The 16,923-nt window shown below is 63.2% G+C and carries 14 protein-coding genes; 8 read left to right on the top strand and 6 right to left on the bottom strand.

Features of this window, described 5'->3' with window-relative positions:
- Positions 1-15: 15 nt before the first annotated feature.
- From ACE3PR_RS03250 to ACE3PR_RS03230, 5 genes are all read right to left on the bottom strand, one after another.
- A complete protein-coding gene (locus tag ACE3PR_RS03250) occupies positions 16-1,275 on the bottom strand; it encodes an OmpA family protein (RefSeq protein WP_374368125.1) in 1,260 nt (419 codons plus the stop codon).
- Between the two features lie 122 nt (positions 1,276-1,397).
- Positions 1,398-2,189, bottom strand: a complete 792-nt coding sequence (locus tag ACE3PR_RS03245; RefSeq protein WP_374368123.1) for an inositol monophosphatase family protein — start codon at positions 2,187-2,189, stop codon at positions 1,398-1,400.
- Between the two features lie 25 nt (positions 2,190-2,214).
- Positions 2,215-2,781, bottom strand: a complete 567-nt coding sequence (gene efp, locus ACE3PR_RS03240) for an elongation factor P (protein WP_374368121.1) — start codon at positions 2,779-2,781, stop codon at positions 2,215-2,217.
- Positions 2,782-2,923: 142 nt separating this feature from the next.
- Positions 2,924-3,943, bottom strand: a complete 1,020-nt coding sequence (locus tag ACE3PR_RS03235; protein ID WP_374368119.1) for a M48 family metallopeptidase — start codon at positions 3,941-3,943, stop codon at positions 2,924-2,926.
- A gap of 12 nt (positions 3,944-3,955) precedes the next feature.
- Positions 3,956-4,534, bottom strand: coding sequence for a LemA family protein (locus tag ACE3PR_RS03230; RefSeq protein WP_374368117.1), 579 nt, complete (start codon positions 4,532-4,534; stop codon positions 3,956-3,958).
- 324 nt (positions 4,535-4,858) lie between these two features.
- Here ACE3PR_RS03230 and recA point away from each other — a divergent pair, with 324 nt between their 5' ends.
- The 6 genes from recA to ACE3PR_RS03200 all read left to right on the top strand — a co-directional run bounded on the left by recA (position 4,859) and on the right by ACE3PR_RS03200 (position 12,695).
- Positions 4,859-5,935 (top strand): recombinase RecA, encoded by a 1,077-nt coding sequence (gene recA / locus ACE3PR_RS03225; protein WP_374368115.1) that lies wholly within the window; start codon positions 4,859-4,861, stop codon positions 5,933-5,935.
- 163 nt (positions 5,936-6,098) lie between these two features.
- Positions 6,099-6,731 (top strand): molybdenum cofactor guanylyltransferase MobA, encoded by a 633-nt coding sequence (gene mobA, locus ACE3PR_RS03220; protein ID WP_374368113.1) that lies wholly within the window; start codon positions 6,099-6,101, stop codon positions 6,729-6,731.
- Between the two features lie 26 nt (positions 6,732-6,757).
- Positions 6,758-8,107 carry a hypothetical protein gene (locus ACE3PR_RS03215; RefSeq protein WP_374368111.1) on the top strand — a complete coding sequence of 450 codons (1,350 nt, stop codon included), beginning with the start codon at positions 6,758-6,760 and terminating at the stop codon, positions 8,105-8,107.
- A 151-nt stretch (positions 8,108-8,258) separates the two neighbouring features.
- A complete protein-coding gene (locus ACE3PR_RS03210) occupies positions 8,259-10,409 on the top strand; it encodes a methyl-accepting chemotaxis protein (RefSeq protein WP_374368109.1) in 2,151 nt (716 codons plus the stop codon).
- 72 nt (positions 10,410-10,481) lie between these two features.
- The gene (locus ACE3PR_RS03205) at positions 10,482-11,405 is read left to right on the top strand and encodes a 3-hydroxyacyl-CoA dehydrogenase family protein (RefSeq protein WP_374368107.1); all 924 of its coding nucleotides are present in this window, start codon (positions 10,482-10,484) and stop codon (positions 11,403-11,405) included.
- 15 nt (positions 11,406-11,420) lie between these two features.
- The gene (locus ACE3PR_RS03200) at positions 11,421-12,695 is read left to right on the top strand and encodes an NAD(P)/FAD-dependent oxidoreductase (protein WP_374368105.1); all 1,275 of its coding nucleotides are present in this window, start codon (positions 11,421-11,423) and stop codon (positions 12,693-12,695) included.
- On the opposite strand, the gene ACE3PR_RS03195 is transcribed toward ACE3PR_RS03200, so the two are convergent.
- Positions 12,692-13,540 carry a lysophospholipid acyltransferase family protein gene (locus tag ACE3PR_RS03195; protein ID WP_374368103.1) on the bottom strand — a complete coding sequence of 283 codons (849 nt, stop codon included), beginning with the start codon at positions 13,538-13,540 and terminating at the stop codon, positions 12,692-12,694. The two genes, ACE3PR_RS03200 and ACE3PR_RS03195, sit on opposite strands and share 4 nt — an antisense overlap.
- Before the next feature lie 390 nt (positions 13,541-13,930).
- Here ACE3PR_RS03195 and ACE3PR_RS03190 point away from each other — a divergent pair, with 390 nt between their 5' ends.
- The gene (locus ACE3PR_RS03190) at positions 13,931-15,169 is read left to right on the top strand and encodes an aminotransferase class I/II-fold pyridoxal phosphate-dependent enzyme (RefSeq protein ID WP_374368100.1); all 1,239 of its coding nucleotides are present in this window, start codon (positions 13,931-13,933) and stop codon (positions 15,167-15,169) included.
- Positions 15,170-15,173: 4 nt separating this feature from the next.
- The coding region (locus ACE3PR_RS03185; protein WP_374368098.1) for a DNA translocase FtsK 4TM domain-containing protein at positions 15,174-16,923 on the top strand (1,750 nt) is incomplete at its 3' end.

Below are 16,923 nucleotides of genomic sequence, written 5' to 3'. Positions count from 1 at the left end.
GCTCGTCACGCGCGCTCAGCCCGCCGCCGGCACGATGTCGACGCGGTCGGCGGGGCTGCCTTCGCTCTTCGAGCCCAAAGCGCGCACATCAATGCGGTTCGAGCGGACGCCCTTGCCGATCAGGTATTTGCGCACCTCGAGGCCGCGCGAGAGCGCCTTGCGGCGCGCCTGGCTCTCATTGTCGCCGATACTGCTGCTATAGGCGAGGACCTGAACCTTGATGCTTTCATCTGCCGCCATGCGCTGGGCAATGGCATCGAGTTCGGCGCTGGCCCCGGCCGGGAGTTCATCGGCATCGCCCTCGAAGACGATGCGCGTGGCACCGCCCGGCAAGGCCGCAGCACCGCCGGTATCGGCGGGCGCTTCCTCGGCCGGAGTTTCTTCCACGGGAGTTTCGTCCACGGGCGCCGTCGGTTCCACGGCGGCTGATTCGGTGGCGGGCTCGGCGGGTGCCGCTTCTGCGGCAGGCTCAGCGGGCGCCGCTTCCGCAGGCGCGGGTTCCGCGGCGGGGGCGGCCGGCGTCACGGCGGCTTCCTGCACGGGCGAGGGCACGCTGGCCGGGATTTCCGCGGGGGCTGCCGGCGGTGTCGGCTCGGGCAGCGGTGCCGCCGGCGCAGCACCCGATTCCAGCTGCTCTTCAACCGCGGCGACCTGTGCGGCCGCGGCTTCTTCGACGGCGCTCGGCTCGGAAGTGGGGGCCGGTGCCGCGGCGCGGGCCTTCTTGCGCTTCAGGCTATTGGGATCGAAGGGTTTGGCACCCGGCTGCGGCGTGCCGTAGAGGGCGACCGGCGCCTGGCCCGGCACATTGAGATAGCTTTCCGGGGTCGAATTCGGCAGCCCCGCGACCTGTGACCCAAAAGCCGGATTGGCATAGGGCGCCACGAAAGGCGGCTGTACCGGCGAGGCGGTATAGGTGATCGGGCCATAAGCCGGATTGGGGTAAGCGGGGCGGCTATAGGCCGGGCCGCCAGTTACCTGACCCGGCAGGAACTGGCTGCTGGGTGTGCTGTAGGCGGGGGCCGCATAGACCGGTACCGCGGCTTGCGGTGTGAACACCGAACGCGGCTGGGTATAGGCCGGGGCGCCATAGGGCTGGTATCCAGGCGCGCCGTAAGGCGTCAATGCCCCGTAATTTACCGTCACCGGGCTGTTGCCCGCTTGCGGGTAATAATAAGCCTGTTGTGCCGTGGCTGTGCTGGCCATCAGCGCCAGCAACAAGGGTGCTGCCATAACGGCGCCCGAAAGTGCCCGCCCCGCAAATGCCTTCTGGGTCATGATCCGCCTGCCACTGCCTTGATCTTTGTGATGCAATTTGGCGAGGACTATAACCGATCCGATTTTGTCCCTACAACCCGCGCTTTTGTGAAGTGCGAGAAAGAGTTAGGGCCGGATCGGGTTCAGCGGTGACCGATCAGCGCCTGAATCGGCGCGTGGAGGGTGTTGTTGGTCGCCAGAATCTCGCCGGATTTGAGCATGGTCTGCCCGCCCTTGAGATCGCTGACATAGCCGCCGGCTTCCTTCACCAGGATGATCCCGGCCGCCAGATCCCAGGGCGATAGAAATTCTTCCCAGAAGCCGTCATAGCGGCCGGCCGCCACGTAAGCGAGGTCGAGGGCGGCGGCGCCCAGGCGCCGGACACCCGCCGTCTCGCGCATGGCCTTGTCCATCTGGCCGAGGAAGCGGTCGAAATGGCCATGGCCGCGGAACGGGATGCCGGTGCCGAGCAGGCATTCGTTGAGGTTCTTGCGGCCCGAGACGCGCATGCGGCGTTCATTGAGGAAGCAGCCGGCGCCTTTCTCGGCCCAGAACAACTCGTCCTTGATCGGATCGAACACCACGCCGGCGATGATCTCGCCCTTGGCCTCAAGCGCGATCGAGATCGCGAAATGCGGGATGCCGTGAAGGAAATTGGTCGTGCCGTCCAGCGGATCGCAGATCCAGCGGTGATCCGGATCCGAGCCAGCCTCGGTGCCGCTCTCTTCCATCAGGAAGCCGAAGGTCGGCCGTGCCTTCTTCAGTTCTTCCTTGATGATGCGGTCGGCCTTGATGTCGGCATTGCTGACGAAATCGGCCGGGCCCTTCTGCGAGACCTGAAGCTGCTCCACCTCGCCGAAATCGCGGCGGAGCGAACGGGCCGCCTTGTCGGCGGCCTTGCACATGACGTTGATAAGCGCGGAGCGAGTGGCCATAAGTCTCTATCAATCCGATCGTTCGTTAGTCGCGAGCGCGTTCCATGTACTCGGAATCGGCGGTCCGGACGACGATCCTTGTGCCGCTTTCGACATGGGGCGGCACCAATACGCGGACGCCGTTTTCCAGCACCGCGGGCTTGTAGGAAGAGGAGGCCGTCTGCCCCTTCACCACGGCATCTGCCTCGGTGATCAGGCAGACCACCGTTTCCGGCAGGGTGACCGAGATGGGCGAGTCTTCATAGCTCTCGACCGTCACCACCATGCCCTCGGTGAGATAGACGACCGGTTCGCCGATGAGATCGGCGTTCACGGTCAACTGCTCGAAGGTCTCGTTGTCCATGAAGGTGTAGTCGTCGCCGGACGAGAACAGGAATTGGTATTCCTTTTCATCCAGGCGCACGCGGTCGACCGTGTCCGACGAGCGGAAACGCTCGTTGAGCTTGGTGCCGTCGCGGATGTCCTTCAACTCGACCTGCAGGAAGGCGCCGCCCTTGCCAGGCTTCACATGCTGCGTCTTCACGGCACGCCAAAGGCGATTCTGGTGCTCGATGATGTTGCCCGGGCGAATGGCGTTGCCGTTGATCTTCATGGCGTGAACCTGATCAGTCTCTGAAATAGGGTGTCTGGGAAAGCGGGCCGGGTTCTAGCAGGAAGGTCCCCCAGAGTAAACCGGCGGGTAGGTTGCAACCCGTGGCTTGCTGGATGTTCCTGGTTTGATCCCGTTGATTGGGTTAGCTTTCCCGCCCGAGATTGGCAAGGCGCTCGATCCGTTCCTCGATCGAGGGATGGGTGGCAAAGAGGGCGTGACTGCCGCTCGCGAAATCCCGCACAGGATTGACGATGAAAATGTGCTGGGTGGCGCGGTTGCCGATTTCCGGCGCCTTGCCGGCCCCGTCCAGGACTTTAAGGGCACCGATCAGCCCCTGCGGGTTGCGCGTCAACTGGACCGAGGTCGCATCGGCCAGGAATTCCCGCTGCCGCGAGACGGCAAAGCGCACCATCTGCGCGGCGATCGGCGCCAGGATCGCGAACAGCACGAGGATGACGAGGACGATGACGGCGCCGCCGCCTTTCTTGCCCGAGCTGCGCGACCGGCCGCCGAAGCGGAGCGAACGCAGGGCCATGTCAGACACCAAAGCGATGAGGCCCACCATGATGCCGACCGCCGCCATGTAGCGCGTGTCGAGATTGAGCACATGACCCATCTCATGGGCGACGACCGCCTGGAGCTGCTCGCGATTGAGCGCGGTGAGGAGCCCGCGCGTGACGCCGATTGTCGCCTTGTCGGCACGCATGCCGGTGGCAAAGGCGTTGAGCGCCTCGCTCTCTATGAGGGCCACCCTCGGCTTCGGCAGGCCGGCGGCGATCGCCATCTCCTCGACCACGTTATGCAGTACCGGTTCGGTCTCCGCCGAGACTTCCTGGGCGCCGGTCAAGGCCATGATCACGCGGTCGCCGGCAAACAAGGTTACGGCGCTGGAGACGAGTCCGATTCCCGAAAGGATGACTCCGCCCAATATCCCCATGCCGCTCAGCGCCAGCAGATCGACCGGTTCATACGCGCCGGCACTCCAGGTCTCCACTGTCCAGCCGATGAGATAGCCCAACACGAAGCCCAGCAGAATGAGGAGGATGATCAACACCCAGGTATTGCGCCTGTTTGCGGCCTGGGCAGTCAGGAAGTCGGTGCCGTTGATGCGCGGCGCCTCCGGACCTTGCCGTGTGTCGGCGGCGGTGACGGTGTCGCTCATGGCGGCGATGCGCTAGCGCAGATTGACCTTGGGGGCCGCTTCCACCGCGGCGCGTTCGGATTCCGCCACACGCCACAATTCAGCCTGCTGGAAATTGTAGCGGCTGGCGATCATGTTGTCGGGGAAGCTGAGGACCGCCGCATTATAGGTCGTGGCGGAATCATTATAAAATTGCCGCGCGAAACCGATCTTGTTTTCGGTGCTGCTCAGCTCTTCCATCAATTGCTGCACGGTCTCGTTGGCCTTGAGATTGGGGTAGTTCTCGGAGAGCGCGAAGAGGCGGCCGAGCGACGCCGAAAGCGCACCCTCGGCGGCGATGGTCTCGTGGCTCGGGATACCGCCGGCATTGGCCTTCACGGCGCTGTTGCGGGCCTCGATTACCTGGCGCAGCGTTTCCTGCTCATAGCTCATATAGTCTTTGACGCTCTCGACCAGATTGGGGATGAGGTCGTAGCGCCTCTTCAACTGCACGTCGATCTGGCTCCAGCCATTGGCGACCTGGGTCTTCAGGCGCACCAGCCGATTATAAATGACGATGCCCCAGCCGATGACCAGGACGGCAAGGCCGAGCACAACCCAGATGAAAGTCATCGATCTTCCCCAGCGCAGTTAGGATGGCAGTCATCCCCGGCCATCCTGCCGGAACGCCGAGATGGCGGCAACGCGGTTCCCGGGGTGATTCGGCCCCTGGAGGGCAAATTCAGCCGCGCTCCCCCTCAAATCCATTTGCCTAGTCCTGGTATCCGGCGATCGCTCGGAAACTCAATATGTTGTTGAACTGCCGAAATAAAACCTATCTCGTTCTCTTTTCGATCTAAAAGCTTTACAACCAGAACAAACAATGTACATTCGGTCGCATTCGGCGCCGAAATTGTCACCCCTCCGGTGCTGTGATCTAAGGTGGGAGAGATGCTTATGTCGCAGGCCAATGTGGTGCGTATTTCGGATAAGGACAGTATGGACAAGAACAAGGCTTTGGACGCGGCGCTGGCTCAGATCGAGCGCGCGTTCGGCAAGGGCTCCATCATGCGGTTGGGGTCGAGCGAGCAGGCGGTTGAGACGGAAGTCGTCTCGACCGGGTCGCTGGGGCTCGATATCGCGCTCGGCATCGGTGGCCTGCCGCGGGGACGTATCGTTGAAATTTATGGCCCGGAAAGCTCGGGCAAGACCACGCTGGCGCTCCAGGTTTGCGCCGAGGCACAGAAGGCCGGCGGCACCTGCGCCTATGTCGACGCCGAACACGCCCTCGACCCTTCTTACGCGACCAAGCTCGGCGTCAATGTCAGCGATCTTCTGATCTCGCAGCCCGATGCCGGCGAACAGGCACTCGAAATCGCCGATACGCTGGTTCGTTCCGGTGCCATCGACATCCTGGTCATTGACTCGGTGGCGGCTCTGGTGCCGCGCGCCGAACTCGAGGGCGAGATGGGCGATTCCCATGTCGGCCTCCATGCCCGTTTGATGAGCCAGGCCCTGCGCAAGCTCACCGGTTCGATCAACCGTTCGCGCACTATGGTCATCTTCATCAACCAGATCCGCATGAAGATCGGCGTGATGTTCGGCAATCCGGAAACCACGACCGGCGGCAACGCGCTCAAGTTTTACGCCTCGGTCCGCCTCGACATCCGCCGCATCGGCGCCATCAAGGACAAGGAAACCGTGGTCGGCAACCAGACCAAGGTGAAGGTGGTCAAGAACAAGCTGGCCCCGCCCTTCCGCGTGGTCGAATTCGACATCATGTATGGCGAAGGCATCTCGAAGACCGGCGAACTGATCGATCTCGGTGTCGCCGCCGGGGTGGTCGAGAAATCCGGCGCCTGGTTCTCCTATAGCGGCCAGCGCATCGGCCAGGGCCGCGAGAACGCCAAGCAATTCCTGCGCGACAATCCCGCCATGGCCAACGACATCGAACAAAAGATCCGTGCCAATGCCGGCCTCGTCGCCGGGGCGATGATGGATGCAGGCGGCGAAAAGGAAACTTCCGACGAGTGATCGAGATCGCCGGCGGGTTCATCCTGCGGGCTTAGGCTTCTCTCCGGCAAACGCGCCGGTCCCGGGTCACACCCCAGGGCCGGCGCGTTTCGTCGTTTGGGAGCAAGCCTCATTTCACCAGTGCCTGGCTGTCTCTCTCGGAACGCCATGTTAAACTCATTTCATGCACGCCGGTTCCGTCGATTCACTCTCCATCCCTGCCATCCTCCTGGCCGGTGGCCGTGCCACACGTTTGGGGGGCGGCGACAAATGTCTGCGGCCATTGGGCGGCCAGCCGATCCTCACGCGCGTGATCGATAGGCTTCGCCCGCAGGTGGGCGCATTCATCCTCAACGCCAACGGCGATCCCGTGCGCTTTGCCGCTTTCGGGTTGCCGGTGGTCCCGGACGATCTGCCGGATTACCCGGGCCCTTTGGCAGGTATCCTCGCCGGCCTCGATTGGGTCGCAGCCCATCACCGGGGCAGCCCCTTCGCTCTGAGCGTCTCAACCGATTGCCCGTTCCTGCCGGCCGATCTGGCCCGGCGCCTCGGTGCGGCGCTGGCGGCGGAAGACGCCGATATCGCGCTCGCCGAAAGTGGTGGCCGCGTGCATCCGGTGATCGGTCTGTGGCGGGTGGCACTCCGTGCGGATCTGCGCCGCGCCCTGACCCAAGAGGGCATTCGCAAGGTCGAACGCTTCTGTGACCGCCATCGCACGATCCGCGTGAACTTTGCCGCGCAAGCCGGCGACCCATTCTTCAATGTCAACACGCAAGCCGATCTGGCCGAGGCCGAGCGGCTTCTGGCGATGACCTAGCCATTCTCTTTCCCCGGAGCCCCGCTGTGACCATGTTCCGCCTTCTTGCCGGCATTTGCAGCCTGGCGCTCGCAGCACCCTGTTCGTCCTTCGCCGCCGATCTCTCCGCCGAGGAGCGTGACGCTGTCTGTGGCGAACGCCAAAGTTGCGAGATCGTCGCCGTCACCGATGCCGGGACCGCGGCCGATGGCACGACCCAGCGTGTTGTGGAAGTGATCCTGGGCCTGGGCGATCAGACCAATGACTTGCCCGAGGAAGGTTGCCGCTCGACCGAGGCGGCACTTGGCGGTGGCGAGCTGGATGGTGGCCGCGAATTCTGGCTGCTGGCGGACAACGCCGCGCCACGCCAGGTGTTGGCTCTCTGCAATGACGGCTATGGTGCGTCCGGCGTGGGCGAGGACATCGTTGAAATCACGCCCAATCAGATCACGCACCGGCAATATGGTGGTTCTGCCTGGCGCTGGGAGGTCACCAAGAAGATCCGCCTTTCGCCGCTGATGGTGATCGAGGAGGCAAGTTGCTCCTATCACAACGTAGCACCGGGTATTGCCGAGCTTACCATCGTCGATCGCACCAGGATCGAGGCACGCAGCTACGGTTGGCTGGCAGAGAACGTGCCCGTGGACGACCTTTCAATAGGTTGTCCAGATGTGGCTGCGGATTTTACGATAGCATTGGAACCGCAGCCGGCGCCCGCTGTGATCGCGGCTTATGCCGTGCCGGCGCCCTTCGCTGCCGATGCCAGTCGGCTCCCCGAAGGCACCACGCTGGGTAGCTGCGGCCTCGCTCTCACCAGCGACGGGGCAAACGGCTTCCTGATTCATGGAGCCCCGGCGGCATCGGATGACAGGGCCGAGATGCGCGTGATCGCGGAGACGGCAAGCTCGCTCCTCATTCAGATTCGCGATCCTCTGGCGGTCGAGGCGCGCAAGGCGGCTTCGGGCCTGTCCTGGGTCAAGGCGCCTCACGTCGAAATTTGGACCGCGCGCGAGGGCGACGGCATCGCGGATGACGCGTCGATCCCGCGGATGCAATACGATCAGATCGGCATCGGTCTTGATGGCACGGTCAATCGGGGCGCCGGCAAGCCCGAGAAACTGCCGCGCGTAGCCACATGGCCAGCGAAGGACGAAGAGGGGCGCGATGTCATCGTGCTGCGCGTCACTTGGGACGACGAGTATGGCTTTCTCAATGGACTTGGGCTGGTCTATTCGCAGGCGCATGACGGCAAGCAGATGCGTCTCGTCGCCAATGCGCCGATCAGGAAGAACAAGCCGCTCTTTCTGCCCGGCATCTGGTCGAACTATCCGGAGGATGCCGGTCTTCCCAATGGTGGCTGTACCTATTCAGGTGAATCCTTGCGGCTCGATCTCTGAATCTGCGTGCGCAATCGTATGACGAATGAGCCCAATTCGTCGCGATAACTTCACACATACGAAATCTACAGCGCCTTGCTGTTAACACTGCCTTAAGTTTCTTCAGGGACTATTTCCCCATCATAAGTACATAAGTACAAGGGGAGAGACCATGTCCGGTAAGACCAAATCGGGTCGCATAGGGCTGCGCGCTCGCGTGCTCTTGTCCGGCATCGCCGTTTTGCTGGTGGGTATCGCTGGTGCCGGCGGCATTGCGGGCTGGACCGCGTATCAGCAGGCGCAGGCGGATGCCACCGACAATCTCCGTGCCATCGCAGAGGGCACAGCGCGCCAGGTGACCGGTGCCATCCAGCCGGCGGTCGATATCGCCGAGACGATCGGCCGTTCGATGGAAGGTGCCAAGAAATCCGGCATGCCGCGCACCCAGATCAAGGATCTGGTGATTCCGGTCATCGCAGCGAAGCCCGATTATGCCGGCACGACGGTCGCCTTCGAACCCAATGGCTATGACAATAATGATGCGGCCTTTGCGGGCCAGGCGCCGGAACAGGACGAAGCGGGCCGCTTCGTGCCATATTACTACAACACGCCCGATGGTGTCGCGACCGATCCTCTCGTCATGACAATCGAGGCGGGTATCGAGGGATGGTATCTGGTGCCGCTGGCCAACAAGCGCACCACCCTGACGCCGCCCTATATCTATCCGATCGAAGGGGTGGATGTGCTGATGTCGACCGTTGCCGTGCCGATGATGGATGGCGACACCGCATTCGGCATCGCCACCGTCGACATGAAGATGACCAAGCTCACCGAGGAACTGGCCAAGATCAAGCCGATGGGCACCGGTGAGGTGCTGTTGCTCAGCGATAACGGCATCTGGGCCGGGCATTCGGATGCGGCGCGTCTCGGCCAGACGATCGCCGTGGAATCCTATACCGAGAAGAACGCCGCCGGTGAAGACGAGGCCAAGACCCGCGACTTCGTGCCAGAATTGGCGACGAAGGCACTCTATGACGAGTATCTGGCCAGCAAATCGACCGCGCCCTGGGTCAAGATCGATGGCGCGAGCGGCAACTTCTTCGTCTTCATGCCGATCGGCTTTGCCGGTCCGGTGGAAGTCTGGACTCTCATTGTCAAGGTGCCGGTGGCCACAGTGCTGGCGAAGGCGAATGAGCTCATTTGGACCATCGCGGCAATCATCGTTGCAGCCCTCTTTATCGGCGCCTTGGTCTTTGCCTGGGTCGGCAATCGTATTGCCAAACCGATTATTGCCTTGGCTGAGGTTACCAGCGATGTGGCGCATGGGAACTTTGCCGCCGAGGTCAAGGGCGCCGAACGCGGCGACGAAATCGGCGAGCTCGCGCGTTCGGTTGAGGTTCTGAAACTGGGTCAGCAGGAAAAACTGCGGCTTGAGAACGAGCGGCAGGCGGCCGCCGAGCGTGCCGAAGCGGAGAAGCATGCCGCCATGGAGAAGCTGGCGGATTCCTTCGAGCGTTCGGTCAAGGGTGTGGTCAACAGCGTCACCAAATCCGCCCAGCAATTGCAGGATCATGCCAAATCCATGACTCAGGTGGCCGAAGGGGCAACCCAGCGTATCGGCGAGGCGTCCGGGGCCACCGATCAAGCCTCTGGCAGCGTCGATGCGGTGGCCGCGGCGGCGGAACAGCTCTCCGCCTCGATCAGCGAGATCAGCCGCCAGGTAGCGAGTTCTTCCGAAGTCGCCCGCACGGCGGTGGGCGAGATCGGCAATGCCAACGAGACGATGAAGAATCTGGTCGCCGTCTCGCAGCGCATTGGCGAGGTCGTGAAGCTCATTACCGCGATCGCCGAGCAGACCAATCTCCTCGCCCTCAACGCCACGATCGAGGCAGCCCGCGCGGGTGAAGCCGGCAAGGGCTTCGCGGTCGTCGCCAACGAGGTAAAGGCCCTCGCCAGCCAGACCACCAAGGCCACCGAGAATATCTCGGTGGAAATCCAGGCGATTCAGGGCTCGACCGATGGTGTGGCGAAAGCCATGGCAACGGTCACCAGCACGATCGAACGCATCGACGAGATTTCAAGCTCGATCGCCGCCGCGGTCGAGGAGCAATCGGCCGCGACGCGCGAGATTTCCAACAATGCGCAACAGGCTTCCGGCGGCACGCAATCCGTGCGTCAGAACGTGACCGGCGTCGAGGATGCCGTGCGCTCGGCCCGCGACACCGCGGCCGGCGTGCTCAACGCGGCAGAAATGATGGCGGAACAGGCAAGCTCGCTCAACCGCGAGGTCGAATCCTTCATTGCTCAGGTGCGTGCAAGCTAAAAACCGCTCGACCGGCATGATCCATCTGTCCTAGCCTCCGACGCCAAGAACAACGCGTCGGAGGCAGGGGACATGGGGCAAGAACGCATCGTCGTCATTGGCAATGGCATCATCGGGCATGGCGTGGCGCAGGTCTTCGCCAGTGCCGGACATCCGGTGACGATGATCGGCCGAAGCCAGGCGAGCCTTGATCAGGCGTTGCAAAAGATCCGCGCCAGCCTCGCCGATTTCGTGGCCAACGGTCTCCTCTCGCAGCCGCAGGCGGAAGCAGCCGCCAAGCGGGTTGCGCTCAGTACCAGGCTGGATGACGCGGCCGGGGCCGATCTCGTGATCGAGGCCGTGACCGAGGATCTCGCCCTCAAGGTCGACATCTTCGCCGATCTGGACCGCCTCTGCGCGCCCACGACCATTCTCGGCTCGTCGAGCGGCCAGCCGGCGAGTGCCCTTCTGGCCAAGGTGAAGCATCGGCAGCGGGTCATCGCCACCCATTTCTGGTATCCGCCTCAGCTCATTCCCCTGGTCGAGATCTGCGGTGGGCCACATTGCGCGCCGGAAATCTTGCAGCGCACGGTGTCGCTCATCCGCGGCGCCGGCAAGGAGCCGGTGGTCATCGAAAAGGAAGTGAAGGGTTTCATCGGCAACCGCCTGCAATTCGCCTTGCTGCGCGAAGCCTGGGCGCTCTGGGCCGACGGCATCGCGTCGGCCGAGGCGATCGATGCGGTGGTCAAGGCCTCGTTCGGCCGCCGGGTCGGTATCACCGGCCCGATCGAATCCGCCGATATTGGCGGCCTGGCGACCATGGTGAGCTTCGGCAATTCGCTCATCCCCGACCTTTCGACGGCATCCCAGGCGCCCGAGCAGGTTGCGGCACGCCTGGGGCAGGGCGATATGCCGGGCATCTACGATTGGTCGAAACGCGATGCCGGCGCCTTGCGCGCCCAGCGCATGGCCGAGCTTTTCCGCTGGCTGAAAGCCGATCGCGCCCAAAAATCATAATTCGCAGGACAGGACATGAAGACCGACCCCTATTGGTGGGAAGCCGCCCCACGACCGCAAATCGCCACGGCCGATCTGCCGCAGAAGGCCGATGTCGTCATCATCGGCTCCGGTTATACCGGGCTCATCGCCGCCTTGAAACTGACCCAGGCCGGGCGTCATGTTTTGGTGCTCGATAGCGGCCTCATCGGATCGGGTGCCTCCAGCCGCAATTCCGGCTTCGTCGGCCGTACCTTGAAGTATTCCTTCGGGGATCTGGTGAACGGCAAGGGGCTTCCGCATGCCATCGCCACCTATCAGGAAATGCAGGTGGCGTTCCGCGCGGTGGCCGATACCGTTTCGGAATATTCGATCGATTGTGGCTTTCGCGTTCATGGTCGCCTGGTGCTCGCGGAAACACCGGCGCAATTCGATGACGTGAAGCGTGAATACGAATTGCGCCAGACGCATTTGGGATCACCCTTCGAGATTCTCGACAAGCAGGCCTTGCCGCGCGAGATCGGCAGCCCGCGTTATATCGGCGGCGTGGTGCTGCCCGACCTCGCCTCGATCCATCCCGGCCTTTATCACCAGGGATTGGTCAAGGCCGCGCTCGGCCTGGGTATCGCCCTTCACCCGCTGACGCGCGCCACCAAGATCGTGCGGCAGGATGAGGGCTTCGTTGTCGCGACGGAGCGCGGGCAGATCGCGGCGCGCGAGGTGATCCTCGCCACCAACGGCTACACGGATGGTCTGGTGCCCTGGCTGCGGCGGCGCCTCATTCCCTTCGACGCCTGGCAGGTCGCGACCGAACCCTTGCCCGCCGGCCTGATCGACCAGCTCCTGCCGAAGGACCGGACCTATATCGATTCCTACATGAATATCGACGCCATCCGCCGGTCACCTGATGGTACGCGCATTCTCTATTGTGGGAAGACCGGCGAGCGCAGCGACCAGCAGACAATGGGCAAACGGCTGCTGGGCGAACTCCGCGCCGTTTTTCCGGATCTCAAGGACGTCGCTCTCAGCCATTCCTGGACTGGGCGCTGTGCCGCCACATTCGATCTGTTGCCGCATCTCGGCCAACATGAGGGGATGCACTACGCGGTCGGCTATTGCTTTGCAGGCCTGCCGATGGGCTCGCATTTCGGGCGGTTGCTGGCGCAGCGTATCCTTGCCCCGGGTTCGGTGAAGTCGGTCTTCGCGGATCAGCCCTTCCCCACGGTGCCGCTCTATCAGGGCAACAACTGGTTCGTGCCCTGGATGATGCGCTTCTACGATTGGAAGGAAGGCAAGAAACACGCGGCCTAGGCGATGATCCCGCTGAAGCCGGGCCGGGCCGCCGGGTTGCCCAGCCATTCGGTGCGCGCCCGCAAATAGCGGCTGAGTTCCTGCGGATCGCGCATCGGTTGGATCGCCGCATAGGGCAGCACGTCGCCGATCGAGACGCGGAAATCGTCGCCGATCTTGTTGGCAACCTCGTGCAGCAGGAAGGCAAGCCGCGCCGTCATGCTGATATGGCTGGCGATCTGGAACAGGCGGCTGTTCTGGCCGTGAAAGAACATCGGCACCACATCGGCCTTGGCCGCGTGGATGAGCCGCGCCGTGAAGGGCTTCCAATCGTCGTCGATGGCCCGCTTGGCAAAGGGGGTCGGCGTGGTGGCGACACCGCCCGCCGGAAACACCACCAGGCAACCACCCGCCATCAGATGCTGGCGTGCGATTGCCCGGGTGCGCAGGGTCACTTCCTTGGCTTCCGGCGTCGGGTCGAAATCGATCGGCAGGATGAATTGCTGGATATCCGCATCGGGCGGATAGAGCCTGGCATTGGTCAGCACCTTGAAATCGCGCCGCACCCGGTTGGCGAGATGGCCGATGAGGATGCCGTCCACCAGCCCGAAGGGATGGTTGGCGACGATCACCAGCGATCCGGTCGCGGGCAGCTTGGCGAGCTTGGCTGAATCATAGTCCAGGCTGAGTTCGAGGAGGCGCATCGCCGCTTCCCAGAAATCGACCGAACCCTTCATCTCCGCTTCGTAGATGTCATAAAGGCGCTTCAGCCGGGTCTGGCCGGTTAGGACCTCGATGGCGCGGATGGAGAGACGCGACAGCTTGGTGTCGCAATCGCTGGCATAGGTGAGCGAGAGGTTGGTCATCCGAACAAAGTAATTCTGTCGCGTTTCATACCCATCGCAATTGAATGACATCGGGGTGACAGGGCTGATTCCGACCTTGCCGCGCTGCCAAATAGACGGCTTGTGGCATTGCCATAAAATGTAAAAACAATAATTTTACTCTAAATACAGTTATTAAATGCGTTTATGAACCGGCGTGAACGCAGATGGAACCTTTCGCGACCATGACAGGCAATCCGCCTAGTGATTGGAATCTGCGTGAATACAAGCGCTTGATGGGTGACTCTTAAGAGATTAGTGTCGTTCCCTGCTTGTGCCGGTTTGTACTCATTCCGAGTCGCCGCCGAGTCGCGTCCGAGTCGGGCGTTGATGTAGCTTGCATTTTTGCCCTTGGCGGCCAAGGTTTCGGGAATGAATCAGGATCGTGTCGAGTCGCTGGCCCAATTTCACCCTTTCACGCGGCTCAACAAGCTGCTGGAAGGGGTCCATCCGGGGGGCGGCAATACGCCTTTGCTGTTATCGCTGGGCGAACCGCAATTCCAGCCGCCGGTCTTTGCCATCGAAGCGATCGCTAACGCAAAAGACGCCTGGAGCAAATACCCGCCGACCATCGGCACCGAGGCCTTTCGCGGCGCCGTTCAGGCTTGGCTTGGCCGCCGTTATGGCATCGAGCAGGGTTTCGTCAGCACCGATGGCATGATCCTCCCGGTTTCCGGCACCCGTGAAGCACTGTTCCATATCGCGCTATCCGCCGTCGCCCAAGGGCTGCCCAAAGGCAAGGGCAAGGTGCTGATGGGCAATCCCTTCTACCATACCTATGCCGGGGCCGCGGTGGTGGCGGGTGGCGAGCCGGCCTTCCTGCCCGCCGGGCGCGAGACCGGCTTCCTTCCGGATCCGCAGGCGGTCCCGGCGGAACTCCTCCGCGAAACGGCCATGGTCTATCTCTGCTCGCCGGCCAACCCCCAGGGGGCCGTGGCCGACAAGGATTTCTGGCGGCGCTGGCTGGTTCTCGCCCGCCGACACGATTTCATCATTGCCGCCGACGAATGTTACGCCGAAATCTATACCGGCGCACCGCCGGCGGGAGCGATCGAGGCGGCGCAGGAAAGCGGCTCCACCGATAATCTCCTGATCTTCCATTCGCTCTCGAAACGGTCGAGTGCCCCTGGCATGCGCTCCGGCTTCATCGCCGGCGACCGGCGCCAGGTCGGCCGCATCGCCCAGTTGATCAATTACGGCGGTGTTGCCGTGCCGCTGCCGGTGCTGGCCGCCTCGACCGCGCTGTGGTCAGATGAGGCGCATGTGGTCGAGAACCGCGCCCGCTATTGCCAGAGTTTCGATCTTGCCGAGCGGATTCTGTCGCCGATCTTCGGAACCGTGCGCCCTGCCGGTGGTTTCTTTCTCTGGCTTGATGTCGGCGACGGCGAAGCGGCGACGACGGCCTTGTGGCGCGAGGCGGCGATCAAGGTGCTGCCGGGTGGCTATATGAGCCGGCCGGATGCCGCGGGTCGCAATCCCGGCGCACCCTATATCCGGGTGGCTCTGGTCTATGAACCGGCGCTGCTCGAAGGGGCGCTGACGCGGATGGCCGGTGTGCTACGTAGGCTCGATGTGAAACGACCGGCCAAGCCGGCTCTGGTTGGGGGATAACAAGATGGCGGCGAATGGCGGCATGACGCTGCAATCCGGTTTCGGCCTCGGCAATCTTGGGCCCTTTCTCAAACGGCGCGGGATCGAATCACTCGGCATCGCGCTGGTCTTGGCGGGACTCGTCTATCTGCTGGCGCTCTTGACCGCGAGTGGGGCCGACCCCAGCTTCAACCGCGCCGCCGACCAGCCCGTCGCCAATCTCTTTGGTACCGGCGGTGCCGTCTTCGCCGATTTTGTCCTGCAAGGTCTGGGCCTGGCCGCTTTGGTGCCGCCGGCAGCCTTCATCGCCTGGGGTATCGGCCTCCTGCGCGACCACGCTCTCGGCCGCGTCTGGCTGAAGCTCGTGCTGCTGCCGGTCAGCGCCCTGCTGTTGGCTGCGGCCTTCGCGGTCCTGCCGGGGACGGGCGCATGGCCTTGGCTCACCGGGCTGGGCGGCCTTGCCGGGCACATGATTCTCTCCGGTTCGGATGGCGCCGGTGGTCTCACGGCACTTGCCCTGCGGATCGCGCCGGAACTCGACCCGGCTTTAGTGGAACGCCTGCTGGCGCTGGCGATCTTCGCGCTTGGCCTTGTCGTGCTCTATCACGTGCTGGGCATCGGTGTTGGCGGTTATGTCCGCTTCGGCCGGCGAGTGGCACGAATGGGCCGTAGCATGGGCGAGGTGATCGATCGGGGCCGGCAAGGAATGTCTCAGCAGGATGGCGCGCGGCCGCGCGGGTTCCAGCTGCGCCTGCCGCGATTCAGCTTCGGTGGGTCGAAGGAATCCAATGCCCGGCGCGAGCCGCGCTTCGAAGGCGATGACGCACGCCGCCCCGCCATCGAGATGCCGCATGAGCCGGAGGTCTATGACCGTTCCGAGCGCAGCGGCAAGCTGGTGGTTGCCCCCATGGCCAAGACCAGGGAGAAAACCAAGCCGGCGAAAGCCGCCAAGAATGCGCGCCAGGCCAAGCTCGTCCTTGACGAGAGCGAGTTCGAATTGCCGCCGGTCGATATTCTCTCGATGCCGACGGCCAATCTCGCGGTGCAGCGCATCAACGAGGAAAGCCTCGAAAAGAATGCGCGGCTGCTTGAAACCGTGCTCGACGATTTCGGCGTGAAGGGCGAGATCGTCAAGGTGCGGCCAGGCCCGGTCGTCACCCTCTATGAACTCGAACCGGCGCCGGGCACCAAGACCAGCCGCGTGGTCGGCCTCGCCGACGATGTGGCTCGCTCGATGAGCGCGGTGTCGGTGCGCATCGCCGTCGTGCCAGGGCGCAGTGTCATCGGCATCGAACTCCCGAACCGCGAGCGTGAGGTGGTGGCGTTCCGCGAATTGATCGAGGATGATAGCTATCAGGGCACGCAATCGCGCCTCGCCCTCGTGCTTGGCAAGGATATCGGCGGTGCCCCGATCGTGGTCGATCTGGCGCGTATGCCGCATCTGCTGATCGCCGGTACCACCGGATCCGGCAAATCCGTCGCCATCAACACGATGATCCTGTCGCTGCTCTATCGCCTCACGCCCGAGCAGTGCAAATTCATCATGATCGATCCCAAGATGCTGGAACTTTCCGTCTATGACGGCATCCCGCATCTCTTGTCGCCCGTGGTCACGGAGCCGAAGAAGGCGATCGTCGCCTTGCGCTGGGTCGTGCGCGAGATGGAAAACCGCTACCGCGCCATGTCGCGCCTGGGTGTCCGCAATATCGACGGCTTCACCCAGCGCCTGGAACAGGCGCGGCTGGCCGGCGAGACGCTGACCCGGCGCGTGCAGA

The organism is Dongia sp., from assembly GCF_041909655.1.
In the GTDB taxonomy this organism is placed as follows: domain Bacteria; phylum Pseudomonadota; class Alphaproteobacteria; order Dongiales; family Dongiaceae; genus Dongia.
Note: the sequence above shows the minus strand (reverse complement) of the source record. Positions and strands in the feature narration are given on the sequence as shown.